23 protein-coding genes are annotated in these 25,780 nt (G+C 51.3%); 12 read left to right on the forward strand and 11 right to left on the reverse strand.

Going from position 1 to position 25,780, the window contains the following annotated elements:
* Positions 1-446: 446 nt before the first annotated feature.
* From HJG54_RS09395 to nblS, 3 genes are all read left to right on the forward strand, one after another.
* Positions 447-2,054, forward strand: a complete 1,608-nt coding sequence (locus tag HJG54_RS09395; RefSeq protein WP_316434623.1) for a DEAD/DEAH box helicase — start codon at positions 447-449, stop codon at positions 2,052-2,054.
* A gap of 381 nt (positions 2,055-2,435) precedes the next feature.
* Positions 2,436-3,245 carry a pentapeptide repeat-containing protein gene (locus HJG54_RS09400; protein ID WP_316434625.1) on the forward strand — a complete coding sequence of 270 codons (810 nt, stop codon included), beginning with the start codon at positions 2,436-2,438 and terminating at the stop codon, positions 3,243-3,245.
* A 240-nt stretch (positions 3,246-3,485) separates the two neighbouring features.
* A complete protein-coding gene (gene nblS, locus HJG54_RS09405) occupies positions 3,486-5,408 on the forward strand; it encodes a two-component system sensor histidine kinase NblS (RefSeq protein ID WP_316434626.1) in 1,923 nt (640 codons plus the stop codon).
* A 151-nt stretch (positions 5,409-5,559) separates the two neighbouring features.
* Here nblS and psaJ read toward each other — a convergent pair whose 3' ends face one another.
* Together psaJ and HJG54_RS09415 are read right to left on the reverse strand one after the other, a co-directional pair.
* On the reverse strand, positions 5,560-5,688 hold the full coding sequence (gene psaJ / locus HJG54_RS09410; RefSeq protein ID WP_036004000.1) for a photosystem I reaction center subunit IX: 129 nt from the start codon (positions 5,686-5,688) through the stop codon (positions 5,560-5,562).
* A gap of 32 nt (positions 5,689-5,720) precedes the next feature.
* The gene (locus HJG54_RS09415; RefSeq protein ID WP_316434627.1) at positions 5,721-6,206 is read right to left on the reverse strand and encodes a Photosystem I reaction center subunit III; all 486 of its coding nucleotides are present in this window, start codon (positions 6,204-6,206) and stop codon (positions 5,721-5,723) included.
* A 202-nt stretch (positions 6,207-6,408) separates the two neighbouring features.
* On the opposite strand from HJG54_RS09415, the gene tsaD reads away from it, so the two are divergent.
* The gene (tsaD, locus tag HJG54_RS09420; RefSeq protein WP_316434628.1) at positions 6,409-7,500 is read left to right on the forward strand and encodes a tRNA (adenosine(37)-N6)-threonylcarbamoyltransferase complex transferase subunit TsaD; all 1,092 of its coding nucleotides are present in this window, start codon (positions 6,409-6,411) and stop codon (positions 7,498-7,500) included.
* A gap of 302 nt (positions 7,501-7,802) precedes the next feature.
* Positions 7,803-10,193 carry a putative PEP-binding protein gene (locus tag HJG54_RS09425; RefSeq protein ID WP_316434629.1) on the forward strand — a complete coding sequence of 797 codons (2,391 nt, stop codon included), beginning with the start codon at positions 7,803-7,805 and terminating at the stop codon, positions 10,191-10,193.
* A gap of 42 nt (positions 10,194-10,235) precedes the next feature.
* Here HJG54_RS09425 and HJG54_RS09430 read toward each other — a convergent pair whose 3' ends face one another.
* Positions 10,236-10,985 carry a class I SAM-dependent methyltransferase gene (locus HJG54_RS09430; protein WP_316434630.1) on the reverse strand — a complete coding sequence of 250 codons (750 nt, stop codon included), beginning with the start codon at positions 10,983-10,985 and terminating at the stop codon, positions 10,236-10,238.
* A gap of 403 nt (positions 10,986-11,388) precedes the next feature.
* Here HJG54_RS09430 and sixA point away from each other — a divergent pair, with 403 nt between their 5' ends.
* Positions 11,389-11,889 carry a phosphohistidine phosphatase SixA gene (sixA, locus tag HJG54_RS09435; RefSeq protein WP_316434631.1) on the forward strand — a complete coding sequence of 167 codons (501 nt, stop codon included), beginning with the start codon at positions 11,389-11,391 and terminating at the stop codon, positions 11,887-11,889.
* Between the two features lie 172 nt (positions 11,890-12,061).
* On the opposite strand, the gene HJG54_RS09440 is transcribed toward sixA, so the two are convergent.
* From HJG54_RS09440 to HJG54_RS09450, 3 genes are all read right to left on the reverse strand, one after another.
* Positions 12,062-13,462 carry a cytosine deaminase gene (locus HJG54_RS09440; RefSeq protein WP_316434632.1) on the reverse strand — a complete coding sequence of 467 codons (1,401 nt, stop codon included), beginning with the start codon at positions 13,460-13,462 and terminating at the stop codon, positions 12,062-12,064.
* Between the two features lie 69 nt (positions 13,463-13,531).
* A complete protein-coding gene (locus HJG54_RS09445) occupies positions 13,532-14,419 on the reverse strand; it encodes an ABC transporter permease (RefSeq protein WP_316434633.1) in 888 nt (295 codons plus the stop codon).
* Positions 14,420-14,538: 119 nt separating this feature from the next.
* Positions 14,539-15,459: an ATP adenylyltransferase family protein gene (locus tag HJG54_RS09450; RefSeq protein WP_316434634.1), complete on the reverse strand. Its 921-nt coding sequence runs from the start codon at positions 15,457-15,459 to the stop codon at positions 14,539-14,541.
* 679 nt (positions 15,460-16,138) lie between these two features.
* On the opposite strand from HJG54_RS09450, the gene HJG54_RS09455 reads away from it, so the two are divergent.
* The 3 genes from HJG54_RS09455 (at position 16,139) to HJG54_RS09465 (ending at position 18,203) form a co-directional block, all read left to right on the forward strand.
* Positions 16,139-17,467 (forward strand): AAA-like domain-containing protein, encoded by a 1,329-nt coding sequence (locus HJG54_RS09455; protein WP_316434635.1) that lies wholly within the window; start codon positions 16,139-16,141, stop codon positions 17,465-17,467.
* 84 nt (positions 17,468-17,551) lie between these two features.
* Positions 17,552-17,878: an ATP-dependent Clp protease adapter ClpS gene (gene clpS / locus HJG54_RS09460; RefSeq protein ID WP_316434636.1), complete on the forward strand. Its 327-nt coding sequence runs from the start codon at positions 17,552-17,554 to the stop codon at positions 17,876-17,878.
* A 10-nt stretch (positions 17,879-17,888) separates the two neighbouring features.
* Positions 17,889-18,203, forward strand: a complete 315-nt coding sequence (locus HJG54_RS09465) for a DUF2103 domain-containing protein (RefSeq protein WP_316434637.1) — start codon at positions 17,889-17,891, stop codon at positions 18,201-18,203.
* Here the strand turns inward: HJG54_RS09465 and HJG54_RS09470 are convergent.
* Both HJG54_RS09470 and HJG54_RS09475 read right to left on the reverse strand, forming a co-directional pair.
* Positions 18,200-19,195 carry a pentapeptide repeat-containing protein gene (locus HJG54_RS09470; protein ID WP_036004022.1) on the reverse strand — a complete coding sequence of 332 codons (996 nt, stop codon included), beginning with the start codon at positions 19,193-19,195 and terminating at the stop codon, positions 18,200-18,202. The two genes, HJG54_RS09465 and HJG54_RS09470, sit on opposite strands and share 4 nt — an antisense overlap.
* Positions 19,196-19,216: 21 nt before the next feature.
* Entirely contained in the window at positions 19,217-20,551 is a 1,335-nt protein-coding gene (locus tag HJG54_RS09475; protein WP_316434639.1) for a hypothetical protein, read from the reverse strand.
* Between the two features lie 190 nt (positions 20,552-20,741).
* Here HJG54_RS09475 and HJG54_RS09480 point away from each other — a divergent pair, with 190 nt between their 5' ends.
* From HJG54_RS09480 to HJG54_RS09490, 3 genes are all read left to right on the forward strand, one after another.
* On the forward strand, positions 20,742-22,952 hold the full coding sequence (locus HJG54_RS09480; protein WP_316434640.1) for a M48 family metallopeptidase: 2,211 nt from the start codon (positions 20,742-20,744) through the stop codon (positions 22,950-22,952).
* Between the two features lie 117 nt (positions 22,953-23,069).
* Positions 23,070-23,270: a hypothetical protein gene (locus HJG54_RS09485; RefSeq protein ID WP_316434641.1), complete on the forward strand. Its 201-nt coding sequence runs from the start codon at positions 23,070-23,072 to the stop codon at positions 23,268-23,270.
* Positions 23,271-23,515: 245 nt separating this feature from the next.
* Entirely contained in the window at positions 23,516-24,319 is an 804-nt protein-coding gene (locus HJG54_RS09490; protein ID WP_316434642.1) for an RMD1 family protein, read from the forward strand.
* A gap of 40 nt (positions 24,320-24,359) precedes the next feature.
* On the opposite strand, the gene HJG54_RS09495 is transcribed toward HJG54_RS09490, so the two are convergent.
* The 3 genes from HJG54_RS09495 to HJG54_RS09505 all read right to left on the reverse strand — a co-directional run bounded on the left by HJG54_RS09495 (position 24,360) and on the right by HJG54_RS09505 (position 25,752).
* Positions 24,360-24,833 (reverse strand): MgtC/SapB family protein, encoded by a 474-nt coding sequence (locus HJG54_RS09495; RefSeq protein ID WP_316434643.1) that lies wholly within the window; start codon positions 24,831-24,833, stop codon positions 24,360-24,362.
* Positions 24,834-24,838: 5 nt separating this feature from the next.
* Positions 24,839-25,138: a DUF3288 family protein gene (locus tag HJG54_RS09500; protein ID WP_316434644.1), complete on the reverse strand. Its 300-nt coding sequence runs from the start codon at positions 25,136-25,138 to the stop codon at positions 24,839-24,841.
* 86 nt (positions 25,139-25,224) lie between these two features.
* The gene (locus HJG54_RS09505; RefSeq protein ID WP_316434645.1) at positions 25,225-25,752 is read right to left on the reverse strand and encodes a GNAT family N-acetyltransferase; all 528 of its coding nucleotides are present in this window, start codon (positions 25,750-25,752) and stop codon (positions 25,225-25,227) included.
* Positions 25,753-25,780 lie beyond the last annotated feature (28 nt).

Consider the following 25,780-nt stretch of genomic DNA (forward strand, 5'->3'; position numbering starts at 1 on the left):
TTCAGCAATGCAACGATACGCAACCATAACAAGACAATGCGTACAATCTCAGCCATGGCAACCATTCAGTAACAGTTGTCAGGAATGATCCAATCTAGTAAATATTCAGTTATTTAGAATGCTTCTAAACCGGTTTTTGTAAAGCATCTGTGATATGCACCTAAGTCTAAATTACGTTTATCTCCCTAGTCTGGCAATTGGCTGACAAAAAGTTCAAATCGACTTCATCGGAACTTTAATTACCCGTTAACCTTCGTGGTAGTGTCGTGAGGCAATTACCGAGACGGCAATTACCGAGACGGCAATTATCGAGACGTCCGAAAACTTGGCACAGCGATTCCGGCTCCTATTTGCCCCCCTTTCCTTTAAAGCGACCTGTGATTTCAATCTACCGAGAAGGAAATTTGCTACCCTGATCTAGTTCAACCTTACTAGTTCAACCTTCAGTGACAAAACAAGCCCCTGAGAAGCAGCCAAACCAGACTCAGCCATTGCAGCCTCCCACACTGCGACCTTACCAAAGCAAGCTGATCAAAGATCTCTATATTCAATTAGGCCAGGGCTATCGCCGTGTTGCCATCATTGCTGGAACAGGGGCCGGTAAAACCGTGATTGGCGGCAAAATCTGTGCTGATACGGCTGCCCGAGGATTGCGGCTGATGTTTTTGGTGCATCTGGATGTGTTGGTGGGACAAACCTACAAAAAAATGCAGGCGTTTGGGTTGCGCTGTGGATTCATTAAAGCAGGCTGGCACGAAGACCCAGCGGCTCCGATTCAGATTGCCAGTATCCAAACCATGGAAAAACGCTCCTGGTGGCGCGACTGGAAAGCTAATGTCGTGTTTTTTGACGAAGGGCATACCACCGTATTCAGCCGGATTGGACAGGAGATTATTTACGAAACCCATCCCAAGGCTGTGCATCTCGCTATGACCGCGACTCCCTATCGACTGGGGCGGGAACAGTTGGGCGACCACATGCAGACCTTTGTGGCATCCCCCATTCCAGCCGAACTTCAGCGTATGGGCTATCTGGCTCCAATGCAGTATTACGGTGTGCCCAGCGGCTCAGAGATTAACCTATCCGAGGTGCGGACCGTGGCCGGAGACTACGATGAACGGGACCTGAAGAATGCCTGTGACCGACCGGAACTGGTGCAGCGGATCGTGGAAGAGTGGCATCGCCTTACGCCCGGTAAACGCACGATCGCGTTCTGTGTGGATGTGGAACATGCGCGTCACGTTGCCGAAGCCTTCAAAGCATCTGGAGTTGCTGCCGCTGTAGTGGATGGCAGTACGCCCATCAAAGAACGGCACCAGCTCTACCAGGATTTGGGAGCGGGCTGGCTGCTGGTGTTGACCTCCTGTAATGTGATCAGTATCGGGTTTGATGAGCCGAGTGTGGAGGTTGGGCTGCTGCTGCGTCCGACTCAGTCTCGCGCTTTACACTATCAGCAGGTTGGCCGCCTGTTGCGCATCTCGCCTGTCACCGGTAAGACCTGCGGCATTATTCTGGATCAGGCTGGTAATCTGCGCCGCTTGGGCTTCCCAGAAGATATCAAGGCATACCATCTGCCCACCAGCAAAGAACCCGGCACAACAGAAACCACGCCTACCAAGCAGTGCCCCCACTGCAACCGCCTAGTTTGGGGGTTTGTGATGACTTGTCCTAGCTGTCGCTATGTTTGGGAAACCGAGCCACAGATTCGCACCGATGAGTTAGTGGAGGTTTATAGCGAAGAGTTACTGCACCAGATCGAACGCCGCAAAATGTACGAGTTCTTTCGGACCCAGCGACAAAAAACCTTCCGGGAAGGATCCGCCCCCAACTGGACCAAACGGGTATTTTACGAACAGTTCGGCTGTTTACCGGAAACAGACTGGTGCCTTGGCTCCATTTTTGGCGACACACCCAGCCTAGAGGACAAGTACGCCTATCGAGACTATCTGATCCAAACGGCGCAGCGGCATGGCAAATCGATTGCCTGGGTAATCGAAGAGTTTCAGCAGGAGTTTGGCTTTGATAGCTGGCAAGATGTGTTTTTGCCGAACTGAAATCAAGATTTTGGTAGCAACATGAGAAGAGGGAGGCAGAAGCCAGGAGCCAGAAGTAGGAGCCAGAATCGTTCTTGCTTCCAAGCAAGCAGATCTGCCCGTTGATGCTCCGCTGCCGTTACCTTGCTACCAACCCCACTCCTGATATCAACTCCGACTAAACGCCCTAATTTAGACGCTGTATTGTACAGGCGTATTGTACAGGCGTTTTGCCAAAACGCCTCTACGCGAACTCTGGTGGATCAACCGGATTGATATGGCTCCTGGCTCCTGTCTTCTCACAATTTCCCCATTCAGGACTGCTACGTTTTACTGCTATTGCTGCCAGCAGAGAATTTTTTCAGTACACTTTGAACGATCCACTAGTGAGCGTGTGAATCTATGAGAGCTTGCCTTCCCGGCGTTGTTGCCTTGACCTTGCTGGTAGCAGGAGGAGGAATGCCCGCTGCCTATGCGGAAAATCTGGAACACACCCAGCAACTGCTGACTACTAAAGAATGTCCTGGCTGCGATCTCAACCGAGCTGGATTGGTCTACGTCCAGCTGATGGGAGCCAATTTGGCAGCGGCCAACCTGATCCAGGCCAACTTTAGCCATGCTAATCTCAGTGGGGCCGATCTCAGCCAAGCCCAACTCAATGGGGCCGTGTTGTTTGGAGCTGACCTGACGGGAGCTAACCTGAGCGGAGCCAATTTGCAAGGGGCTGACCTGAGGGAGACGATTCTTACCAATGCCAATCTAGAAGGCGCTAATTTGGATGGGGCCAACCTGTTGGGTGCGGTGGGCCTGCCCTCAAACCTGGCAACGGCAGATAATTACTATCGCTGGGGCATGGAAGAAGCCGCTAGAGGTAACTTCCGGGGAGCCGTGAGCTACTATAACCAGGCGCTTGGCATCGAATCGGACTTTGCCCATGCCTATTTGGCTCGTAGTATTGCCCGCTTCCGGTTGGGCGACCGAGCCGGTGCTCTGGAAGACGCCAAATATGCCGAGCAGCTCTACACCGAACAAAATCATGAGCGAGGCCAGCAGATCGCATCTCAGTTTGCCCTCGGCATCGAGGAGGCAGAAGAAGCCTACGCCAAACAACAGCGAGGGGGTGGCGGCGGTGCGGGCGGCAATATCCTGAATGTGCTGAGCGGCTTAGCTGGATTCGCGCTGCAGGCGTTGCAGTACATGTCCTTCTTTTAATCGCTGGGTTGAATGGGTTGCTGCTAAGCGCCTCGTCGAAGTGGAGGACTGCGATAGTGTTGGCTGACCGACCCCGATATCAACTTGATCGGCTTGGTAAATCTGCTGATTTTGCCATCAACGCTGCTGTAAGGATAGACGCTAGCAACGAGATTGATAGAATATTAAAACTTCATGCAAGATGAATGTAATTCAACGTCCTCTCGTGCTGAACCTGCTTTGCTAGCTCTGCTAAACCAAATGCGCGAACTCATTGCCCGCTGGTGGTCGGAGTTTACCCTACAAACCCGACTAATGGCGGCTGCCACGCTGGTGGTCTCCTTGATCATGAGCGGCTTAACTTTTTGGGCGGTCAACACGATCCAGCAGGACGTTCGCCTCAACGACACCCGCTTCGGTCGTGATCTGGGACTGCTGCTGGCGGCCAATGTGGCTCCCCTGATCAGTGAAGATAACCGCACTGAACTGGCCCGGTTTTCCCACAGTTTTTACAGCAGTACGTCGAGCATTCGCTACATTCTCTATGCCGACGAAGAGGGCGATATTTTTCTGGGTATTCCCTTTTCTGAGTCGGAGGTGCAAAATTCGCTGACGATCCGGCGACGCATGCAGCTTCCCGACAACTTCTCGGAGAAATCTGACGTGCCGATGGTCCGCCAGCATTTAGCTCCCGATGGCGAAGTTACCGATGTGTTTGTGCCGATCAACCATGACGGGAAATACTTGGGCGTGCTGGCGATTGGCATCAACCCCAATGCCACGGTCGTCACCTCGTCCCATCTGACGCGAGATGTCACGATTGCGGTATTTATCTCGATTTGGGCCATGGTGATTCTGGGAGCCGTGTTCAATGCCCTGATGATCACCAAACCAATCAAAGAACTGCTGGTGGGTGTGAAAAATATCGCGGCAGGCAACTTCAAGCAACGGATTGATCTACCGCTGGGTGGCGAGTTGGGTGAGCTGATCCTCAACTTCAACGAAATGGCCGAGCGGCTAGAACGCTACGAAGAGCAAAATATCGAAGAGCTGACTGCCGAAAAAGCCAAGCTAGAGACGCTGGTGGCCACCATTGCCGACGGGGCCGTTTTGCTTGACACTAGTATGCGCGTCATCCTGACCAACCCTACTGCCGAGCACATTTTTGGCTGGGATGGTAAGTCAGTCAACGGCGAAAATGTGCTATACATCTTGCCCGACGCGGTGAAAGTCGAGCTGACCCGCCCACTCTATCAGTTGGTTTCTGGCCATCCGCCCGAAGACATCAAAGACGGAGCCGAATTTCGGATCACGATTCCAGAACCGACTAGCCGCACGGTGCGGATTTTGCTCACCACGGTGCTGGACCAGTATCGGGAAACGGTGAAGGGAATTGCGATTACGGTGCAGGACATCACCCGTGAGGTTGAGCTGAATGAAGCCAAAAGCCAGTTCATCAGCAATGTATCCCATGAACTGCGCACGCCCTTGTTTAATATCAAGTCGTTTATTGAGACCCTGCACGAGTACGGCGACAGCCTCAGCGAGCCAGAGAAACGGGAATTTCTAGAAACGGCCAATCGAGAAACCGATCGCCTAACTCGCCTAGTTAATGATGTGCTGGATTTGTCGCGGCTGGAATCGAATAAGCGCTATCAGTTTGATGCAGTTGACATCATTCAGCCGATCGAGCAGACCCTGCGGACCCATCAGCTCAACGCTAAAGATAAAGGCATCGAGCTAATTCAAGAAATCGAGCCAAACTTGCCTCCGGTACGCGGTAACTATGACTTACTGCTGCAAGTCTTTTCTAACTTGGTGGGCAATGGCTTGAAGTTTACGCCTGCGGGTGGCAAAGTGGCGATTCGGGCCTATCGGTTAGAGTCGAGCGAGCTTCTGCCTAGCCATGTGCGGATTGAGGTTTCGGATACGGGGATTGGCATCGACCCAGAAGACCAGAAGGCAATTTTTGATCGGTTTTTCCGAGTTGAGAACCGAGTGCATACCCTGGAAGGGACTGGCCTAGGGCTATCGATTGTGCGCAATATTATCGAGAAGCACCAGAGTCAAGTTCATCTAGTCAGCGAAGTCGGTGTTGGCACTACCTTTTGGTTTGACCTGAGCGTGATCCCAGAGAGTTGTCCCTTAATTGAAGCTAAAACGCAGGAAGTGGGGAAGCTTTGAAGCAGTTTTGAGTTAAGCAGACCAATAGCAAAGTACCAATAGCAAAGTGAGTGGTTGAAGCAAAAGTCAGTCTGTGAAACCGATTCTCGCTACCAACCACTCACTGGATTTAGGCTATGAAATCACTCAATCAAAGGTCGAAATGAACTGCTTACGGCATCGGATGAAAGAGCAGATCGGGGAAGAACCGATTGAACTCAATCAGGATGCCAGCGGTAATGAACATCCAGACTGTAAGCAACACAGGAGCAGTGGATAAATATTTCAGCAGATATTGCATAGCGAACTCCAAAATCAAAGGACTGGGGCTACTTAGCGGGGTGAAACGGGAATTTCACTGTCTTTTGCAGTCAATTCACCGGTAGTAAGCTCTTTCAGCGCTGCCAATGGCCAAGCGAAGCCAGTCAGCATGAACTTGATCGCACGAGGCACGTCGATGATCACTTCCTTTATTTCAGGATCCTTCTCACCGCGTACCGAGATCAGATAGGCACGACCAACCCAGCCGATCCAGCCTGCAATATAGAGGAACAGGATACTAGGAATCAGGAACTCACCGGCATGGCTAAGGCGGCCATCTACAACCAGGTGAGGCAGGCCTTCGGGTCCACAAAGAACTTGTGAGTTAGCGTAATTTTGAAACCGCTCTTTCGCTTGAGGCGTTTTCGCATTTGCCGCACGTTGCAAGAACGCTTTAGATTCGCCACAGGGGGTCAAACCAGCCACATCTGCCGATGCAGGGGCGGTAAACGTAACCCACAGGAAAAGGACGAGCACTAGAGCAAACAATTTTCGCATGGAATTGTTTCCCTTTATTTACAAAAAGCAGAGATTTCGTACAAAACGTTAAGTAATTCGCACAAAAAAATTGGGCTGTGAGAGCAATCATACCCCCAAGGTCTGCCCAGTAAAGTTAAGCTCTTAAAAGAAGTTTACTTAATTGTTGGCAATTGTCGGCGACAGCCCGGAGTTTGCCTATTTACGTCCCTGGTTTATCCCTATGTCAACCGTCTTAGCAATTGAAACAAGCTGCGATGAGACTGCTGTAGCCATTGTGCAAGAGCGGCAAATTTTGAGCAACGTCGTCTCTTCCCAAATTCAGGTGCATCAGCCCTATGGTGGCGTTGTACCAGAAGTGGCGTCGCGACAGCATGTAGAAATGGTGAACTGGGCGATTGAGCAGGCTCTACAGCAAGCCGATTTGGGTTGGTCTGGCATTGATGGCATTGCGGCCACCTGTGCCCCGGGGTTGGTTGGAGCCTTGCTAGTCGGGGTGACAGCGGCTAAAACCCTGGCTCTGCTGCATCAAAAACCGTTTTTGGGCGTGCATCATCTGGAGGGCCACATCTATGCCTCGTACCTGAGCGAGCCGGATTTGCAGCCTCCGTTCCTCTGTCTGCTGGTTTCCGGTGGCCACACTAGCCTGATCCATGTCAAAGACTGCGGCCTCTACCAAACCCTGGGCCAAACCCGTGATGATGCCGCCGGAGAAGCGTTTGACAAGGTGGCTCGCCTGCTGAATCTCGGCTATCCTGGCGGTCCAGTGATCGACCGACTAGCCCAAACCGGCAATCCTGGAGCTTACACCCTTCCCGAAGGTAAAGTTTCCTTACCGCAAGGCGGCTACCATCCCTACGATTCCAGTTTCAGCGGCTTAAAGACGGCGGTTCTGCGGTTGACTCAATCGCTGCCGCCCGCCTCTTTGTCCGTGCCGGATCTGGCGGCTAGCTTTCAGGCGGCGGTGGCTAAAGCCTTAACTAAGCGCACCATTGCTTGTGCCCTCGATCTGGGGCTAACCACGATTGCGGTGGGGGGGGGTGTAGCGGCAAACAGTGGCCTGCGGCAGCATTTGCAAATGGCGGCCACCGAGAAGGGACTGCGCGTCTTGTTCCCACCGCTCAAGTTCTGTACAGACAATGCTGCCATGATTGCCTGTGCCGCTGCCGATCACCTGAATCGGGGGCACCAATCGCCGCTAATGCTGGGAGTCCAGTCGAGAATGTCCCTAGCCGATGTGATGCAGCTTTATCCAACCACGAGGATTGAGCTACTGGAATTGCATCACCCGATTGCATCGGGCAGCTTGAGTTGATATGGTTAGGAGACCGCATATTTACAATCTTTCAAGCTCTGTTTCAAGTCATTAATTTCAATCTACTGATTTCGTTCGGCTTATTTCGTTAGCTTTCATCCAGCTTGTAGCCATTTTTCATTGAGTGAACCATAGAACCCGTGCGTTGCATCTGTGCTTGGATTGATGCTTTCAACCTTGGGTTTATGCTTCACTGAAAAACGCCACAACTGCTGCGAGTCAGAGAGGACTAGAAATCATTCTTGGTTAGATTAACCGTTTAGCAAGCTGTTTCTACGCAGAACTCTCGCCCGCTTCGCCGTATGGTTGTGGATGATATCTATTGGCTGGATCAAATTCAACCGTCCTGCCGCAGTGCGGTCGGAGATAAAGCCTTTTATCTAGGACTGCTGATGCAACGGGGGTATCCGAGTGTCCCCGGACTGGTGGTGTCGGCAACAGTCTTGCAGCAGCTTTTAGCTCACATGGACTGGCAAGAGCGGATGTTTGCCGATCTGCCCAACTCATTTCTTTATGTCGATGCCAATAATCCACGCCAGCTTCAAAGGATTGCGCAGCAAATTCAGCACGCAATTCAAGCTGCGCCCTTACCGGAAACTTTGCTAGATGCTTTGCAGACAAGCATGCAGTCTTGGCAATCACCTGCTGTGATCGTTCGACCTTCCTTTTCGCTACAGCCTGGGCTGGATCCAACCATCAGCTACCGTTCGATTGGGCTATTAAATTCGCATATTTGCAGACCAAATCGAGAGGCGCTAGCCCAAGCGCTGAAGCAAACTTGGTCAGAGTTATTTCGAGCCAGAAGCTTGTTTTACTGGCAGCGGCTGGGCATTCAAATTCAGCATGTGCAGCTTGCCTTGCTGGTACAGCCCATGCAGTCGGTACTGGCCGCCGGAGAGTCGCAAATTATCGGCAGCCAAGTGCAGGTGCAGGCAGTTTGGGGTTTGGGTCAGGCGCTTCTACAAGGCAGTGCCGATCGCTACTCGTTTGATTTGCAGTCCGGCTTGCAAACCCATCATCCAGGACAGCAAACCTATGCCTATCGAGTGGCCGCAGCCGATTCAACTGTTCCCCTAGCCCTCTCAGCTTGGTTGCCCGATGTGCAGACCTGCCTCCAGTTAGAGTTGCTTTCGTCTTCCCAGGCTAGGCAGCCCGTTTTGCCCCCAGTCCAGCTCCAACAGCTCGCTCACTTGGTTCAGCAGGTGCAAACCGAGTTGGGCATGCCCTTGGCGTTGGAGTGGATGCTGGAGGCTGATTCTACCCCAGCTCCGTTTCGTCTCGTTCAGGTGATGCCCCAGTTTGGCTCTCTCCGCCGGTTAGGGACCCAGTTTCGATCCAGTAGTGCCTTATCCTCCCAACATCGCCTGATCGGGTTGGCTGCTGCCCCTGGAAAAACCGTTGGAACGGCCTGGTTAATGCAATCAGATACTGAACAGCCTACTGATTTGGAGACCATATCAGCAGGAAGTATTGTGATCACTGCGATGGTTACACCAGAGCAAGTGAGGCGGCTGCAGCAAGTGGCAGGCATTGTTACAGAACAGGGCGGAATGACCAGCCATGCGGCAATTTTGGCGCGGGAGTTGAGCATCCCGGCAGTGGTTGGGGTTGAGCAGGTCACCCACCTGATCCATTCGGGGGAACGAGTCGCCATCGATGGTGATCAGGGCGAGGTCTATTGGGGTGACTTCAATTTACCGTCTGACTGGCAGAAGCCCTCACATAGTGAACCCCTGGCTGTTTTTGCAACTCCTCGCGCAAATGCCGATCTTTTAACGACTGGGCAAGCAACAAAACTGGCCGCGCCGCGCACCCCTCGAACTCGCCTATTTGTCACCCTCAGCCAGCCAGAGCATCTGGCAACTGTAGCGACTCTGCCAGTTGACGGTGTGGGATTGTTGCGCTCCGAGCTGATGTTGCTCGATCTGTTCGAGCAAAGGCATCCAGAAGTTTGGTTACGCCAGCAGCCAATCAGCGAAATTATTGAGCAGATCAGCCAACGGATCCAGCCATTTGCTGCCGCGTTTATGCCCCGTCCTGTCTTTTATCGCTCTCTAGATTTGCGCTCGCATGAGTTTTCAGCAACCGCTTCAGAAGCCCATCCCCATCCCATGCTCGGCATGCGCGGAGCACTCAGCTATCAGTTCAACCCCGATCTGTTTCGGGTGCAGCTAGCCGCTCTGAAGCAAGTGCAGCAGCAAGGGTATCGCAACCTGTCGCTACTCTTACCGTTTGTGCGCACGGTTGAGGAATTTGTATTTTGTCGGCAGCAAGTCGAGCAGGTAGGATTAACCCAAGAACCACAGTTTCAGCTCTGGATTATGGCTGAAGTGCCTTCAGTGCTGTTTCTGCTGCCCGATTATGTGGCTGCTGGTGTTCAGGGTATGGCAATTGGAACCAATGATTTAACCCAACTGCTGCTGGGCGTCGATCGGGATCATGCTCAGATGGCAGCGGCCTTTGACCCCCATCACCCGGCTGTAGTGCGGGCAATTCAGCAACTCGTGCAAACTGCCCGTCAAGTTGGCATTGCTTGCTCGATCTGCGGCCAAACCTTTCAGCACACCAATCTGCTCTCGGCTCTATTGGAGTGGGGCATTACCGCTATTTCGGTAGATCCAAGTGAGGTGGAGCTGGTTTTTCAGGCCATGCAGCAACTTTATGAAACAAGTGCCGGTTTAGATTCTGATTAAATTCTGATTAAATTCTGATTCACATTCTGGTTAACGGACAAACTAAGCCGGTTTTTGAAAAATCATCAGGTGCTGCTGGGGTAAAAAATTCTGAGTTTCTTGCCAAATCAGTCCTGCCGCCCCCATTTCCTTGCGCACCTGCCGCTGGGTCATCTTGTGCAGGGCTTTGATTGGCACAAACGGGTTTTCGCCACGATATTCCACTAACACGACTCGTCCACCTGGTCTCAGCGCTGCCACAATCTGCTGCATCATTTCCTGCGGATAGGCAAATTCGTGGTAGGCATCCACCATCAGGGCCAAATCAACCCTATTTGCTGGCAGGTGAGGATCGGTTTCACTGCCCAGAATCGGTTCCACATTCTCAGCTCTGTTTTCCTGCTTCAAGAAGTTGAGAATTTCGATCATTTCAGGCTGAACATCAACTGCAAACACCTTGCCCTGCGGCAGATAGGAAATGAGCCGAAAACTAAAGTAGCCGCTGCCCGCACCAATGTCTGCCACCACATCGGTGGGTTGAAGGTTGAGGGCTTTGACCACTTGATCGGGCTGTTCCTCCACCCTTCGACTTGGACGCTCCAACCAAGCTGCTCCCTGATGTCCCATGACTTGAGCGATTTCTCTACCTAGATAGAACTTGCCAATGCCATCCGGATTGTGAACCAATCGTTGCTCATAGGGTGTTGTTTCCGATGACAATAGCCGATTTGCCAGTCCTGGATGGCACCCTGCTAACAGCACGCTGATTATCGCCAGTCCAACAACTCCAATTTTGACTAACAGATGATTCATTGAAAACACATGCATGAGACATACTCTATATACTACGCTCACGACATCAAATGGTTCGCTTTGCTAATGCAAAAAGGTTGGTAGATTCAGAAGTTTCTGCATCATAGGATTGAACCAGAGATGACGTGATGAGATAGAAAGAAGCATAAAAAATATAAAAAACAAATTGTAATGAAAAACACAATAAATCTTTCTTGGCTTAATCTGTAAGCCAGAACTTGTCAAACTGAGCAATAATCGAGTTATGTCTGGCTGTAAATATATAAGCCGTACATGGTCTCCTGCTGGTATCTGCTGCTCTGCTGCTATACTCTAGAGCTTGGTATACTCTAGGGCCTGGGCTTTAAATCCTTCAATCGATGGTCCCTCAACGATTGCTCCGATTTCTTCGCGAGGACAGGCAATGGCACAAATTGAACTCTACATGATTCGTCATGGGCTAGCGGGGGAACGAGGTACCTACGCCAACGATGACGAACGTCCCCTCACCGAAGAAGGAATTCGGCGCACTCGGCGAGTTGCTAAACGGCTCCATGCCTTAAATATTCGCTTTGATCGAATCTTGACTAGTCCCTTAGCTCGCGCTCGTCAAACTGCTGAGATTCTGCAAACCTACAAACTAGGCCAACTAGAAGAGTCTCCCCACTTAGCGCCCGGAGGAGATTTGAGCGTTTGGTTGAGCTGGCTGCAGCAATGGCGGCAGTCGGGTGGTGACTGTTTAGCGATTGTGGGACATGAACCCGATCTGGGCGAATGGGCAGAAATTCTCGTGTGGGGCAAACCGCAGCAGCACCTGATTCTGAAAAAAGCTGGCATCATTGGTCTGATTTTACCCGAAGCGGACTCGCCGATTGGACGCAGCCAGATGTTTTGGCTGACACCGCCACGCTTTTTTGTGGATTGATGTGGATTAATATCAAATCCGACTAAACGCCCTAAATTTAAATGCCGCGTTGTACGGGCGTTTCGCCGAAACGCCTCTACGCGAACTCTGGCTGATCAACCGGATTTGATATAACTAGAGGGATTCTCAAGACGGCTTTCGAGCTACGCGAAGACCAAACGGGAAACTCGTCTTAGCCATGCCACAAATCATCCAACTCGGCATAGTCGGGTAAGGTAGGGGCAATGGGTTTGCCGTCGCGGAGCACAATCCGGTCATGCTGAGAGCGGGCTAACAGTTCACTCCAGTAGCGGGCCTTGAACAGAATTAAATCGGCAGGTAGTCCGACCCCAATTCGTCCACAGCTCGGGAGCTGCATCAGGTCGGCTGGAATTGTTGTTACACTCTGACACCAATTGCTGTAGGGCGCGTCGAGTTGGGCGATTCGCACGGCTTGGGTAAACACCTCCCAGCCATCGTGATCGCCATAGGCATAGAAAGGATCTCGACAATTATCGCTAGCAAAGGCAACCGGAATGCCGAACTGCTTTAGCTCATGAACCAACGTCACACCTCGCCAGCGAGGAGTTTGGGTTTTGAATTGCACGAGGTGTGCCAACTGTTCACCCGATGAAGCTTGGATAAACTGCTGCGAGGCCATCTGGTTTCGGTCTTGCAGATACAAATTGCACATCGGCAGACTGACAATTCCAATCCCAGCTTGTTTCACTAAGGTTAAGGTCTGCAACACCTGCTCCAGCGATTGCACAGCCAAACTACAGCAATGCCCACAGACAATCTGGCCTGCAAATTGATGCCGCAATGCCGCCAATGCTACTCGCTGTAGGGCCATATCGGCTGGATTGCCGCTCTCATCGGTATGAAAATCCAGATCCAGGTTGCGTTCCTTCGCTAAGGTAAACACGCGGTCAAGCTGCTGATCCAAGTCCTGACTCATTGGAGGCAAACCGCCCAATACACCGCCGATCTCGGCGATTTGGTCAGCCAGTTTTTCCCCATCTGGGGTGAGATAGTAGTCGATAAAAACGAGTGGAACGGCCTGCAGCCTCAGTCGGTCGATCCAGTCTTGCTGTAGGGCTGCGAATGCCTCTAAACTGATGCTACCCTGTTGGCCAAAAGCATCAATATGGGTACGAATTGCTCTAGTGCCGTGGGCATAACTGCATTTCAACCCAAACTCCATGCGACGATACACATCCGAGTGCTGCCAGTGTTGACGGTCAGTTTCCGTTTGATTTAGGGCCGAGGCAAATGTACCGTCTAGATTAGCCGTGCGTGGCCAAATATGGCCTTTGTCGAGATGGGTGTGCATATCTACAAAACAGCACCACACCATGCCCAACTGCAAATCCACAGCGGGAACTGCCTCATCTATGTGAAGGTGCCCAGAGGGAATGATTTGGTTGATCACCCCATTTTTGATTTCCAAATCCAGCCGCGCTAACCCATCGGCTAATCCATTAACCGACTGGTTTGCGGTTGGAAAGTCAGTGGTATTACAGTCGGCTAATAACGGCATTGGTATATGGGCATTCTGCAACCAGTAGTGATCGGACGTTGGCAGCAATACCATAGAAGATTAGCCCCGTAATAATCTATCGATTAACAAGCGATTAGCAAGCTGTAGCAAATGTACTTTCCTTTAGTTCTCACGTTTCACAGCACTTTCATGCCAATGGCGCAGCAAGAAATCGGATAACACGGTTAAACAGGCAAAAATCAATATTCCTAATACCGTAGTCATAAACAGAGCTGCGAACATTCGAGGAATTTGTAAGTTGAAACTAGACATCAAAATTTGATAGGCAATTCCTGATTGAGTTCCGCCCGTGCCGGCCACAAATTCTGCCACCACTGCACCAATCAGAGCCAGCCCTCCACTAATCCGCAAACCTCCTAGAAAGTAGGGCAGAGCACTGGGTAGGCGCAAGTAACGCAAGGTTTGCCATCGCGATGCTTTGTAAAGCTGAAATAAATTCACCAGATTATGATCAGCGCTGTTTAATCCCAGCGTAGTATTGGAAAGGATTGGGAAAAAAGCCACGATCCAGGCGCAAATTACCAAGGATACAAAAGTAGAACTCTCTCCTGGAATCACGCGCCGCACCCAGAGAATAATCAGCGGTGCGATTGCTACAATTGGCGTTGTTTGCAGAATCACAGCATAGGGAAAGAAACTGCGCTCAATCCACTTGCTTTGTGTGAACAAGATGGCGATCAGCAACCCTGAAATGACTGCCGCAATAAATGCCACTAACGTAATTTTGAATGTAATCAGTAACGACGGAAACAAAACGCTCCATTCTTGAATCAGCGTTTGCCCAACTAAGAGGGGACCGGGCAGCAAATAGGGAGGGGTATTGGTAACCCGGACTCCTACTTCCCATAAAATCAAGACCAAGCTACCCACTAGCAGCGGCGCGATCACATCCGGCGACAGCAACCTGGCTAGCCAACGAGAAGCAGCAAAACGCCTGCGATTGTCTAGGGAATGAGTCTGCGGCTTAGAAGCACGATCAACAACACTCACAGTTGGAGTCCTTATAGTGGCTGTAGTTTGTCATTCCCTATCCTAACTTTCCTGATGACTGAAGAATGGCTCATCCTGGCCTGCAATGCATCATCAGTTAATTTTACAGGGTTAATCCTCTAGGGTTGATGCCCATCAGCAACCTCTTGCAGCAGCCGTAACGGACCAATCGCCTTCAAGCGCTCGAACTGGTCCTGGTCGCGGACAAACAGAGTGCCAGCAAAGCCTAGCGAATTGACCGGAATCGATGCAAATTGCTCTTGCTTGCGAGGCACCATCAGCATCCACTGCCGCGTAATTAGCAAATTGTAAGCACCTTGCAGGCTGTGGTCAACCGGAGAATACAACTTTAGAGCTGTGAGCAATTTGTAATAAGCCTGTAGCGTGGCCTGAGCCGCCTGCTGGGGGGATGAAGCTGCACCATCTAGCCGGATCACCGCATGGCGAAAGGGAAGATCGGTACTGCTGCCAATCTCGGATGGCCAAGTAGCCGTCATCAAAGCTGGCTCAATCGGAATTCTGTCCCCGTCTGGAATTAATGGTAAGGGCACGAGCTGCAAATGCTTATGGCGCTGGCTAGCTCCCGCTGTTTTGCCAGAGTTGTAAAATCCCATGCCATCGATCTCGGCCAACCCCAGCCACAGGGCTTCAAAATCGGGCTGAGTTAGCAGGGATTCTTGCTCTTCAAACTCGCGGGTGATCAACAACAAATGATGATCAACAACGTTGTACTTATTCAGCAGACACACATGAGTGCTAGACAAATCCGCCACAAATAAATCTGGATCGTAGGGCAGAAATGGGTTGAAGTCTTTTCCGGCTTTGGCCTGTTGCTCTTGCTGTCGGTCTGCCGCTGCCTTACGCGCCAAGTTGTCAAGCACTCTCACCAAAAACCGAATTCTATTTTGATCAATAAAATCAGATCGAGTTGGAATCGGTTGAAGCGCTCCACACGAAAGGGCATGCCGAGTTTGAGCTACAACTTTGGCCCACAGCGTACCAGGCTGTAAACCCGGTTGGTTCCACAACTGCCCTGCCATTTCGCCCATTTCGATTAAACCGAATGAATCATCAACTACTCTCTATATTTCCATTAAACCTGCCCCTCTTTTCAACGGATCACTGAAATCGGATCACTGAAACGAATCACTGAATTGGCTTCATCGATCCGCTTTAATCCTTGACCAAGAAATTGTTAATGACGTAGGCATAGAGTGTAAATGTGGCCAAGTATAGAAAGTACCAAAACAATATAAGAAAAAAATAAGAGCCGGTCTCAGGAGTAGGGTTTTCAGATAGGTTTTGCCTCCCTTGACAAGTGGAATGTCCCACGGCAAACTTGCTTGAGGGGCAGCCCCTATTCAGAACTCCTCTAATTCTTGAATTTGTTGGACTCTGTGCTTTAATTCCTAAAAAGAAAGCTCTGCGACAATTTTTCAGTAAGATAACTGTGCTGAAAAATTGTATAAGACGGTCAAGAGAAGTGTTTCTTTTCAGCTATCTTATATTTAGGCTGAACTAAGTTGTGTGTTTTCAGGTATTTTAGTTGCTTAAACTATAGATTGTCCCGGATCAGGCTTTGAATTGCCTGAAATATCCTGTTGATTCTCTATACTAACCCAATCAATATTCACACTTCATTGCACCTGATGAGTTGCCTATTTGACAGGTGTGAGGTAGATCACATAGAGGCTACTCGAGTGGATTAACTCGGCTTCAATGACTGAAAATTCTCACGTACAGAGACGAAAAAGGGGCGTCATCCTGAGTCCTCAGGGTTGGCAACGGCTACAGCTAGCAGAACAGCAGGCAGCCGAACTTAACAACGCCGGTAAAGCTTACACATTGGAACAGTTGGGCGAACAAACCGGACTTAGCCCCAACACGATCACCAAAGTTCGCCGGCGGCGGTTGGCTGTTGATCGCCAAACCCTAGAATTTTACTTTAATGCTCTCAAGCTGACGCTGCACCCGGACGATTACATCAGCATGGATACTGATGTAGTCACCGGATTGCAGATGAAACCGATCCGGGGGCACCTGCCGCTCGACTCACCAATTTACGTGGAGCGGCCTCCGATTGAACCTCTAGCCTACGAGGAAATTCTTCAGCCAGGTGCGCTAATTCGGGTTAAGGCTCCGCGCCAATTTGGTAAAACCTCCCTGATGGTGAGAATCTTGGCGGCTGCTCAGGAAAAAGGTCTGCAAGGAATTGTGCTGAATATGCAACTGGCCGATGCCACGGTTTTTCAGGACCTGAATCGGTTTCTGCGCTGGTTCTGTGCAGTGGTGACCCGCAGCTTACAACTGCCCCATCGTGTGGATGACCACTGGCATGAGGTGTACGGCGGCAACTACAACTGCACCGATTACTTCGAGAATTATCTGCTCCCGGAGCTAGACGAACCGCTGGTGCTGGCATTAGATGAGGTTGACACCATCTTCGATCATCCCAACATCGCGACGGATTTTTTTGGCATGTTGCGAGCCTGGTACGAAAAATCGCGTTACGGCAATGGCAGCAGCCTGATTTGGCAGCGGCTGCGCCTGATTGTGGTGCATTCTACAGAGGTTTACCTGCCGCTCAACTTGAATCAGTCACCATTTAACGTTGGCTTGCTGTTGGAGTTACCCAATTTCACCTCAGAGCAAGTGCAAGATCTGGTACAGCGCTATGGGATTGAAGCCAAAGATGCCACTCCTAACCTCATGGACTTACTAGACGGTATCCCCCATCTCACCCATCTCGCTCTGCATCATCTCAACCGCAGAGACATTACCCTAGAGCAACTGAGCCAACCTGAAATTGCTGTAAACGGCATTTTTAGCGCCCATCTGCGCCGCAGATTGTCCTATTTACAGCATCACCCCGAACTGCTAGATGCCCTAAAGCAGGTCATGTTGGCTGCCGACCCTGTAGAGCTGCATCCGCTGCAAGCTTTTACATTGCAGAGCCTAGGGCTGATTCGTCTCACTAATCTCAAAGCTAGTCCCACTTGCAGGCTGTATCGAGATTACTTTACGCAAGTGTTACCCATTTTGCTGTAGAGCTGGATCCGCTATGTCAGGATGGAGCAGGTAAGTTAAAGTAGGCATAATGTAGTTTTGTAACGATATCCCTCGGTAACGCCTATGACTTCCGTACTATCAGTCGCGCCTGTAGCCATGGCAACTGCTCCTACGGTAGCTCCTGACCGAGCCAGTCAAGTTACGCAGAAGCCTTACCCAAACTACAAGGTGATTGTGCTCAACGATGACTTCAACACATTTCAGCATGTAGAAGAATGTCTGATGAAGTACATCCCGTCCATGACCATCGACCGGGCCAAGCAGCTTACCAAGCAGGTTCACTATGAGGGGCAGGCAACGGTTTGGGTCGGTCCGCAAGAGCAAGCTGAACTCTATCATCAACAGCTCAGCCGGGCTGGTCTGACGATGGCTCCCCTGGAGCAAGCTTGAGGTTCGCAAGATGGGAGCAGGTATAAGAGTAGAATCGCTTAAAGGACGAGTAGTTTGGAATCATTCCACCCATCTACCGGGGCTGATTCCGGTGCTGGAGCGACTAGCCGAACAGACTGGCATTGGTACAATTACCCCAGCTGTAATCGGTCGCACTAAGGCCAATACGCCCAAATTGCTGCTCAAGGTTTCTGTTCCCATTCGCGGTGGCTTTAAGCTAATTGCCCGCAAGGGTAAAACCTTTCAAGAAGTGTTTGTATTGACGCGCCTGAGCCAGACAGAATTAGAGGCAACAATTGCCCAGGTGCTAAGCCGAGCCGCCTAGGGGTTGACCCGCCCATCGGGGAGGGTAGCACCCTGTAGAATTGCCCCCGCTAGATTTGTGCTGCTCATTTCGGCTCGGGTGAGGTTGGCGTTGGTTAAATCGGCTTTCGTGAGATTGGCCCTAGCCAGATAGGCATCCGTAAGATTTGCTTCCTGCAAAATGGCTTCCCACAAATTAGCGCGGCTTAAATCTGCCCGCCCCAGTCGAGCAAATGCCAAATTGGCGCGAGCTAGATGGGCTTTACTCAACTTAGCGTCGGCCAGCAGCGCCCCCTGCAGATTCACACTGGCGAGGTCGGTTTCTACTAGAACCGCGCGTTCCAGTTTGGCATTAAATAGGTTTGCGCCCCGCAGAATCGCCTGAGTTAAGTTGGCCTCGGTCAATAGCGCCCCTTTGAGGTTGGCTTCGCTCAAATCGGCCCCGCTTAAGTCGGCTCCCCGCAACGTGACTTCGCTCAAGTTGGCACCCCGTAGATCGACTTTTGACAGATCGGCTCCCGTCAGGTTGGCTCCACGCAGATCGGCTTTACGCAGCGTTGCTCCTCGTAAGTTGGCCGTGTAGCGGCGATTTTCTTCTCGTAGATTAGCGCCCCGTAAGCAGGCTCCGGTCAAGTTAGCCCCGCCTAGATCGGCATGACGCAGGTCAGCATCGATTAGATTGGCATCGAGCAGGTTCGCTAGGGTGAGATCGGCACTGCGCAGGTCTGCCCCTTGCAGAACTGCACCATGCAGATCTGCATCTCGCAACAGGGCACCAACCAACTCGGCTTGACTCAAATTGGCACCGCTTAACTTTGTAGCGACTAAATTGGCTTTACTAAGTTTGGCTCGATTCAGGTAGGCCAAAATCAACACAGCGCTGTGCAAATCGGCTTGGTTCAGGTTCACCCCGATCAAATCTGCCTTAGTCAAATTAACGCCCGTTAGATTTTCACCCTGAAAGTTTGTTTCACCAGCTGCGTACCGTTTCAGCAATTCGTTGGCCTGGAGCATAGCAGGATTTTAGTGGCGGTTTTAGTGGCGTTCGGGTAAAGTCACTTCGTTGGTATCGGTTTTCATGCGAGTTACATCTGCCGAGGTGTGGGCTGGCAGCGGTACAGCAGCTGGTAAAACTTCTATATAGAACGGCTCAATCGCTCGGATGATGGCTTCTGCTACCTGGAAATAGTCTTCTGCACCTAAGTGTTGGGCAATTTGTTTCAGTTTGCTAGCCGCTTCCGAAAACAGCTTATAAGACACAAACAGAATGCGCAGCAGATCATCTAGCTCGTGGACTTTCAGCATGGCTTCGTGGTCGGCATTCCACTGAAACGCTTCATGCAGCAAGGAAAACAGCAGGATTTTGGCCTTTAAAGGATTAGTATCCAGCATGATTTCCAAGCGCAGATTAAACCGATCGGCCGCTTTTTGAGATTGAGCAAATGATAAAACCCGCAGTGGTGGCCTAGCAGGGAGGTTTGTTCTAACCTGACTCGATTGCGGTTCCGTGGTTCTAGCGACGGCCGAGCTGTTTGGCACAACCCGCAGCAGACTTCGAGGCGACAGTTCTGCGGTTTGCTGGTCTGCCCGGGCTGTTGCAGGCAAAGGTGAATCGGAAAGGTGCGCTGTACCTTTGGCCTCGGTGCCCTTAATATCAATGCCCTGTCGCAGTTCGGTGATTGTGCTTGGTCCCCAACCAGAAGCCTCACTAGAGGCAGCCGCAGCGCCAGCCGCTTGATAGAGCACTTGGAAGCGGTCGCTCATCAGCTCAGCAATGGCTCTATATTCTTCTGGCTTACTCAGGGCGCTTGCCACTTGGCTCAGGATAGTGCGCAATGTTTCAGCCGTTGGGGCAATTTGATGCAGTTCTTGCACTAGTTCTGCCAAGTTAAGCTGAGCCAGTTTGGTGGCGTTGTTCTCCCAGATGCTGCGGCACGTCAGCAGAAGCAGTTTTTTGATCCGGGTTGCCTCGGCTTCTTGGGCTAACTGTTGGGCTACCGCTTGGTAAGACGCCGGGCTGGTAACTACCGTTCGATGCTGTGGCACTGCTGCGTAAACTGCATGAAACCGGGTGATGATTGTGTTCGCCAAAATGGTATATTCAGCCGCTTTGTTCAAGGTAGCAACGGCTTGATTGATCTGATGCTGAAACTGTTCAAATGTTGGCGCGACTTCAAACAGATGCTGCACTAACCCTCTCAGGGCAAGACGCTCTAGCCGCTCCTGGTTACTTTCCCAAGTTCCAGTGCAGACATACAGCAAAAGCTTTTTGACTCGGATCAAATTTTGATCCTGCGATAGTTCATTCGCAAGCTGATCAAGCAGGAAACTCACAGAAGAATAAACGGGTGGAGAGGCACTGAGAACCATGATGGGCAGCCCGATAGATGGAAGATGCTCTGCCCCAGAATTCCCATTTATCTAACGAAGGCTAACGTGAGAGATTGTGATTTTTTTATCAAGTCATACGGATAAAACTAATGAACCCCTGTTTAGGATAGAAGCCACTATTTAGCTGGGAAGACTGTTCGAGAAGCGGCTTTGTACAGGTTTGGTCAAGATGCAAATCAAACATCGGTTTCGTTCCAAGCGGAGATGGTACGGAGTTGGGGCAGCGGTCCTGGCTGGATGGCATTTGGTCAGCAGTGGTCTGGTAGCCGGTTTGCTTGAGTTAGCTGCTCAGGTATGGGGAATGGCAATGGCCCAACCTTGGCTGTTGGTGTCAGTGATGCTGCTTGTGGCTCCTGGTGCAATTGTCTTGCTGCTGCGACGACACATCTTACGAGCCGATAACGAGCGGATGGCTGGGGTTAGCTGCCGGTATCTTCAAGGATTAAACGGACTGTCCGTTCTGATCTGGTTGGGTTGGATTGGGCTGTCGCTGACGGCAGAAAGCAGACATTTACTCAACTCAGCGTTGGGAAGCGAGCAAAATCTCTGGCGAGCCAGTTTCGAACTGGGATTGGTGGTGGTTCCTCCCGTCGGAGCGATTGCAAGCTGCTATCGTCTGTCTTATCCGGTGTTGGTTCGTATCGGCCAGCCAGTCTGGACTCAAAGTGAATGGGTATGGCAGGTGGTCTGGGAGCAGTTTCGAGCCTTTGTGCCGTTGGTTTTGTTTTTTGGCGGTTCTCGCTTCGTATTTACCCAGCGGTTTGGCTTGGCTGTAGCCTGGTTGGGTGCTGCCTGCCTCAGTCGCATTCTCTTGACCGAATGGGCTGAGCGCACCAGCAGCCCAACGCTGCAAACCTTAACATCCGGTGAATTGCGCGACCGCATCTTTGCCCTAGCCCAGCGAGCTGGCATTCCTCTAAAGCAGATTTATTTGATGCCATCGGCTAAAGCCCAAGGAGCGAACGCGTTTGCCATCCAGGGGAATAGTTTGCTGCTGACTACCGACCTGCTGCGCTATCTCAACAAACGAGAGATCGATGCCATTGTTGCCCATGAGTTAGCCCATTTGCAGTACCGCCATCCGCAAATTTTGCAGGCGATTTTGGTGGCAGTTGTGGTGGCCATCATGATCAGCACCTCGGTGGCGGCGATTGGGGGGACCAGTCTACTGCTGACTCCGGTGGCTGGCATTGTGTTGCTCTGGCTCTATTACGCTTACGCTCGCCGCTTTGAGTATGCCGCAGACCGTCAGGCTGCTTGGTTGACCTGCGATCCAACTCCCCTGATCACTGGATTAGTCAAACTGGCGCACCTCAGTCATACTCCGCTCGATGCGGCCCAGTGGGGAGTACTGACAACCCATCCATCGGTGCAGCAGCGTCTGGCCAACTTAGGGTACTACTACGACATCAGCCCCAATCAGATCCAGCAACTCCTAGCCTGCCTGGATTGGCAGACAAACTGCTACGCCCTACCTGACCAGAAGGGGCTGCTATTTTCAACTTCGTTTAAGCAAAAAGCTGCTTTCTGGTTCACCAGCTGGGTGGTGGGCAGTCTGGTTTTACCGCCAACACTGGCCGCCGTGATTGCTCAGCAACACTGGAGCCTGACAGCGCATGGGCTGCTGCATTTAGCTGGCCTGGTAGGTATGCTTGCCCTTCTGTACATCGGACTCAATTGTGCTCCCTTTTGGGGCTATGCTAAACTCAAGCAACATCTGCGGCAGAAATTGCAACCGAACTGGCGGCAATCGGGAATCGCTTTAGCCGATGGCCTGTTTGTCGGATTGGCTCCGGCTGCCTCTAATCGCCTCTATGAAGGGGCTCCGGCCTGGGATATGGGATTTTTGACATTGTGTGGTGATGTCCTCTGCTATGTTGGGGAACAGGCTCAGTTCGGTCTACAGGCTAATCAAATTACGCAGATCTCTTACGCTAAAAACAGTTTAGGCTGGTGGCCGACTACGGCGCTGGAGTTGACTTGGCAACTGCAAGGGCAACCGTGCAGAAAGTTGAAATTGCAGCCCTATGACGTGTCCTCTAGGCGGCAATTAACTCATCGCGTTCAGCAACTGAAGCAACAAATCGAAAGTTGGCATGCCGAATTTATGCCATTCCCGCAGGAAGCAACGCCGTTATCTCATGTTGCCTTGCCTCCACCCAACTGGGGGGCTGTTACGAGCCAAGCTGTAGATCGTCGTATGGCGGCCCAACAACTCTGCCGCTATCTGGGATTGTTGGTTCCTGTAACTGTCGGGGTCAGCATCGTGCTGCACTTGCCTTGGGGATGGCAGCCGGGGAGTTGGCTTTACATCATGATGGCAGGAGTTTTGGGAGCTATCATTCAGGTTTTGCCGCTGTGTTTAGACTCAGACCCTTGATCAGCTTTTAAAATTACCGGCAAGAGGACTGTCCAAAGTGCCTCTTATGGCACAAGATAGACCGATAAGCGAACAACCGATCAGCCACTAGCGTGTTGGCGGAGGAGACCCAGGATCATGAGCGAGGCCGGAGCACAGGTTTGTCCCATTTGTGGTGTAAAAATTCTCAAACTGATTGGCGGTGACCGAGTCCTGTTTTCCTCTGGGCCGCCGGGTACCCGATCGCTTCTGTGGGCAAAAGTTTGTCAATACACGCAAAAACCCGGCTGCATTAACCAAGATGGAGGCAGCGGCAGCACGGGGCAACGTCTCCCTTAATAGCTCCCCTGATTTGTCCTGAAGCTGTGCCGAACTGCAACAAACATCGCACCCTAGCTGTCAGTCTCCAGCTGTCAGTCTCCAGCTGTCAATCTCCAGCTGTCAATCCATGCTGCTAATCCAAAGATTGGGCTATAGATTGGGCTATACTGACAACCCTTGCAGCAGAGTTTTGTAGCTAGGAGAGCAAGCTGCTGTTTCCCCAACTGATTCCCCAACCGAGAAAAGCAGATCATAATGGAAACATGCAGAAATTGGTTTTCAATCACAAAGATACCGTTGCAGGTCGGGCTATATTTTTGGGGGAACGCCTAGATCTAAAAGCGTTAGAAAAAACCGACTATTTGGCGACATTGCCACTTGCTGTGTCGGCGGGCGAACAAGGATGCGTCGTGCTGTTTCGCTATGGAGCGGTAGTATTGTATGGCTTAAGTCCGGTGGAAGAAGCCTCGTTCTTGACCTATCTCAAGCCCCTCGTTGTTGAACCGTTTGCCTCACCCGAAACCGAAGAAGTAGTGCTGAAGCTAGACAATAGCGGCGGTGGTGGGCGGGTGGAAAATGGCACAATTTGGCTTCAGAGCTTTAGCATTGAATGCTTACAGATTGTGGCCGATGTGCTAGCCAAAAGCGTAGTGTTAGCCCACTATGAAGTGGGAACGGGCAAAATTTTTGACCAAATTGAACCATTCGCAGAAAGCTTGCAGCGCACTACGAAAGACGAGCGCTGGGGCAAGGAACTGCTGCGGCAGTTGGGTCGCACCCTCTCGATTCAGCACAAAATTGTGGGCCGGGTAGAAATTATCGACAAACCTGATTTGTTGTGGGACGCGCCCGATTTAGAGCGGATCTATATCCGACTGGAAAATGAATATGAAATTCGAGAGCGCCATTTAGCCCTGGAGCGTAAATTGGGCCTAATTTCAACGACGGCGGAAACCGTGTTAGACCTCCTGCAACACAACACCGGCCTGCGAGTCGAGTGGTATGTGGTGATTCTGATTGTGGTGGAAATTCTGCTTTCTTTCTACGATGTATTTCTGCAAACCTAGCAGGTTATGAAGCAGTCTATAAACTGGTTGATGAATTGAATTATTTATCTAGCCAATTCGCCTCTAGTTTCTTGACGGCCCACAAAATTACAACCGTGACTGTGGCCGCCACCAAGCTCATGAACCAAAGTCCGCATCCGGCGGCTGTACCTAGTGCGGCTGAGACCCAGATAGCAGAGGCGGAAGTTAATCCCTGGATTCGTACCGTTTCTGAGCGGTCACGAGAAACCGCAAAAATCTCGCCAGCTCCTAAAAAGCCGATGCCGGCCAGCAAACCTTGCATAATGCGGCTAACGGTATTGGGTTCAGCCTGCACAATGCCGGTTTGAATACCAGTGAGAATAAATAGAGCAGCTCCCAAACTAACCAGCATATGGGTGCGTAACCCCGCCGGTTTGCGATCCAGCTCCCGTTCAAACCCAATCATGCCACCGACTAAGAGAGCCAGCCCCAGCCGCAGCAGCACCCCTACCCAATCAGTCGGATTAAGCAACTCAAGGCCAGTGTTGAACATAGAAACTAACTCCAGTCTTCGCGTTGACTACCACGCCCGCGATATACCTGAGCCGTTTGGTGAATTTGGCGGGTCTGCTCGAATAGGGTTGCTTCGGTGAGCTGCCACCGGTTCAGCACTTTATCGAGATCGGCCTGAATATCGCGGGCACCAGGAAAGTTTTGGTAGCGGATGCGGAGCCGCGCCAATTCCGCTAGGTTGTAGTCTGTGGGCTGACTGTCTAGCAGCGTATTCACGATCTGACGGTCGTTACTCCACTGGGGGTGCTGTTGGTCTTTGTTGCGAGAGTCTGAACTAGGAGCCATAGCGAGGGTTCAATGATGCTTCGGTGAAAAATGCGTCATCCCATCCTATCGGGAATTTGGTTTTGTGGAAGTTAATTTTGGAGGAGCTAGAGAATCGGCTTCACCATCCAGACTGATTGGGGCCGATAGCCGAGTTTTTCGTAGAGTTGTAGAGCCGGTTGATTGTGCTGAAACACCTGTAGCCCAATTTGCTGATCGCCTCTGGCTTTGGCCCAAGCTTCGGCATGGTGCATCAAGGCGGAACCAACGCCCCGACGGCGATAGGCCGGAGCAACGTAAAGTAGAAAAATATGCGAGTAGCGATGCCCCGTTACCTGGTCAACCGCAATACCCAGCCAAAGGCAGCCAATCAGAGCCGTAGAATTAGATCGCTGTCTGGTTTCAGAGGAGCTTAATTGGTTCAGGTGGCTAGGAGCAGGAGATGATTCTGCTGGTGCCACTTCAGCCCACCATAGGGGAGTTTCACTGGAAAAATACTGGTCTACGGTTTGGGCCAGGTGTGCAAAGGTTTCACCCGGATAGAGTTCCTCATAGGTTCGCTGCATGAACTTCACGAGTAAGGCTCGATCCAGGCTGGTGCCACGATGCAATATATAGCCTAATTGAGCATCCACTGCTGATACGACTGATTCAGCTAAGCAT

This window comes from Leptolyngbya sp. NK1-12 (assembly GCF_032598965.1).
In the GTDB taxonomy this organism is placed as follows: Bacteria; Cyanobacteriota; Cyanobacteriia; order Elainellales; family Elainellaceae; genus Elainella.

Excerpts from the sequence above, each read along its gene's own strand:
- HJG54_RS09400 (WP_316434625.1), top strand. The coding sequence starts at position 2,436 with ATGAGAGCTTGCCTTCCCGGCGTTGTTGCCTTGACCTTGCTGGTAGCA.
- nblS (WP_316434626.1), top strand. The coding sequence starts at position 3,486 with ATGCGCGAACTCATTGCCCGCTGGTGGTCGGAGTTTACCCTACAAACC.
- psaJ (WP_036004000.1), bottom strand. The coding sequence starts at position 5,688 with ATGCAATATCTGCTGAAATATTTATCCACTGCTCCTGTGTTGCTTACA.
- HJG54_RS09415 (WP_316434627.1), bottom strand. The coding sequence starts at position 6,206 with ATGCGAAAATTGTTTGCTCTAGTGCTCGTCCTTTTCCTGTGGGTTACG.
- tsaD (WP_316434628.1), top strand. The coding sequence starts at position 6,409 with ATGTCAACCGTCTTAGCAATTGAAACAAGCTGCGATGAGACTGCTGTA.
- HJG54_RS09425 (WP_316434629.1), top strand. The coding sequence starts at position 7,803 with ATGGTTGTGGATGATATCTATTGGCTGGATCAAATTCAACCGTCCTGC.
- HJG54_RS09430 (WP_316434630.1), bottom strand. The coding sequence starts at position 10,985 with ATGAATCATCTGTTAGTCAAAATTGGAGTTGTTGGACTGGCGATAATC.
- sixA (WP_316434631.1), top strand. The coding sequence starts at position 11,389 with ATGGCACAAATTGAACTCTACATGATTCGTCATGGGCTAGCGGGGGAA.
- HJG54_RS09440 (WP_316434632.1), bottom strand. The coding sequence starts at position 13,462 with ATGGTATTGCTGCCAACGTCCGATCACTACTGGTTGCAGAATGCCCAT.
- HJG54_RS09450 (WP_316434634.1), bottom strand. The coding sequence starts at position 15,459 with ATGGCAGGGCAGTTGTGGAACCAACCGGGTTTACAGCCTGGTACGCTG.
- HJG54_RS09455 (WP_316434635.1), top strand. The coding sequence starts at position 16,139 with ATGACTGAAAATTCTCACGTACAGAGACGAAAAAGGGGCGTCATCCTG.
- clpS (WP_316434636.1), top strand. The coding sequence starts at position 17,552 with ATGACTTCCGTACTATCAGTCGCGCCTGTAGCCATGGCAACTGCTCCT.
- HJG54_RS09465 (WP_316434637.1), top strand. The coding sequence starts at position 17,889 with ATGGGAGCAGGTATAAGAGTAGAATCGCTTAAAGGACGAGTAGTTTGG.
- HJG54_RS09470 (WP_036004022.1), bottom strand. The coding sequence starts at position 19,195 with ATGCTCCAGGCCAACGAATTGCTGAAACGGTACGCAGCTGGTGAAACA.
- HJG54_RS09475 (WP_316434639.1), bottom strand. The coding sequence starts at position 20,551 with ATGGTTCTCAGTGCCTCTCCACCCGTTTATTCTTCTGTGAGTTTCCTG.
- HJG54_RS09480 (WP_316434640.1), top strand. The coding sequence starts at position 20,742 with ATGCAAATCAAACATCGGTTTCGTTCCAAGCGGAGATGGTACGGAGTT.
- HJG54_RS09485 (WP_316434641.1), top strand. The coding sequence starts at position 23,070 with ATGAGCGAGGCCGGAGCACAGGTTTGTCCCATTTGTGGTGTAAAAATT.
- HJG54_RS09490 (WP_316434642.1), top strand. The coding sequence starts at position 23,516 with ATGCAGAAATTGGTTTTCAATCACAAAGATACCGTTGCAGGTCGGGCT.
- HJG54_RS09495 (WP_316434643.1), bottom strand. The coding sequence starts at position 24,833 with ATGTTCAACACTGGCCTTGAGTTGCTTAATCCGACTGATTGGGTAGGG.
- HJG54_RS09500 (WP_316434644.1), bottom strand. The coding sequence starts at position 25,138 with ATGGCTCCTAGTTCAGACTCTCGCAACAAAGACCAACAGCACCCCCAG.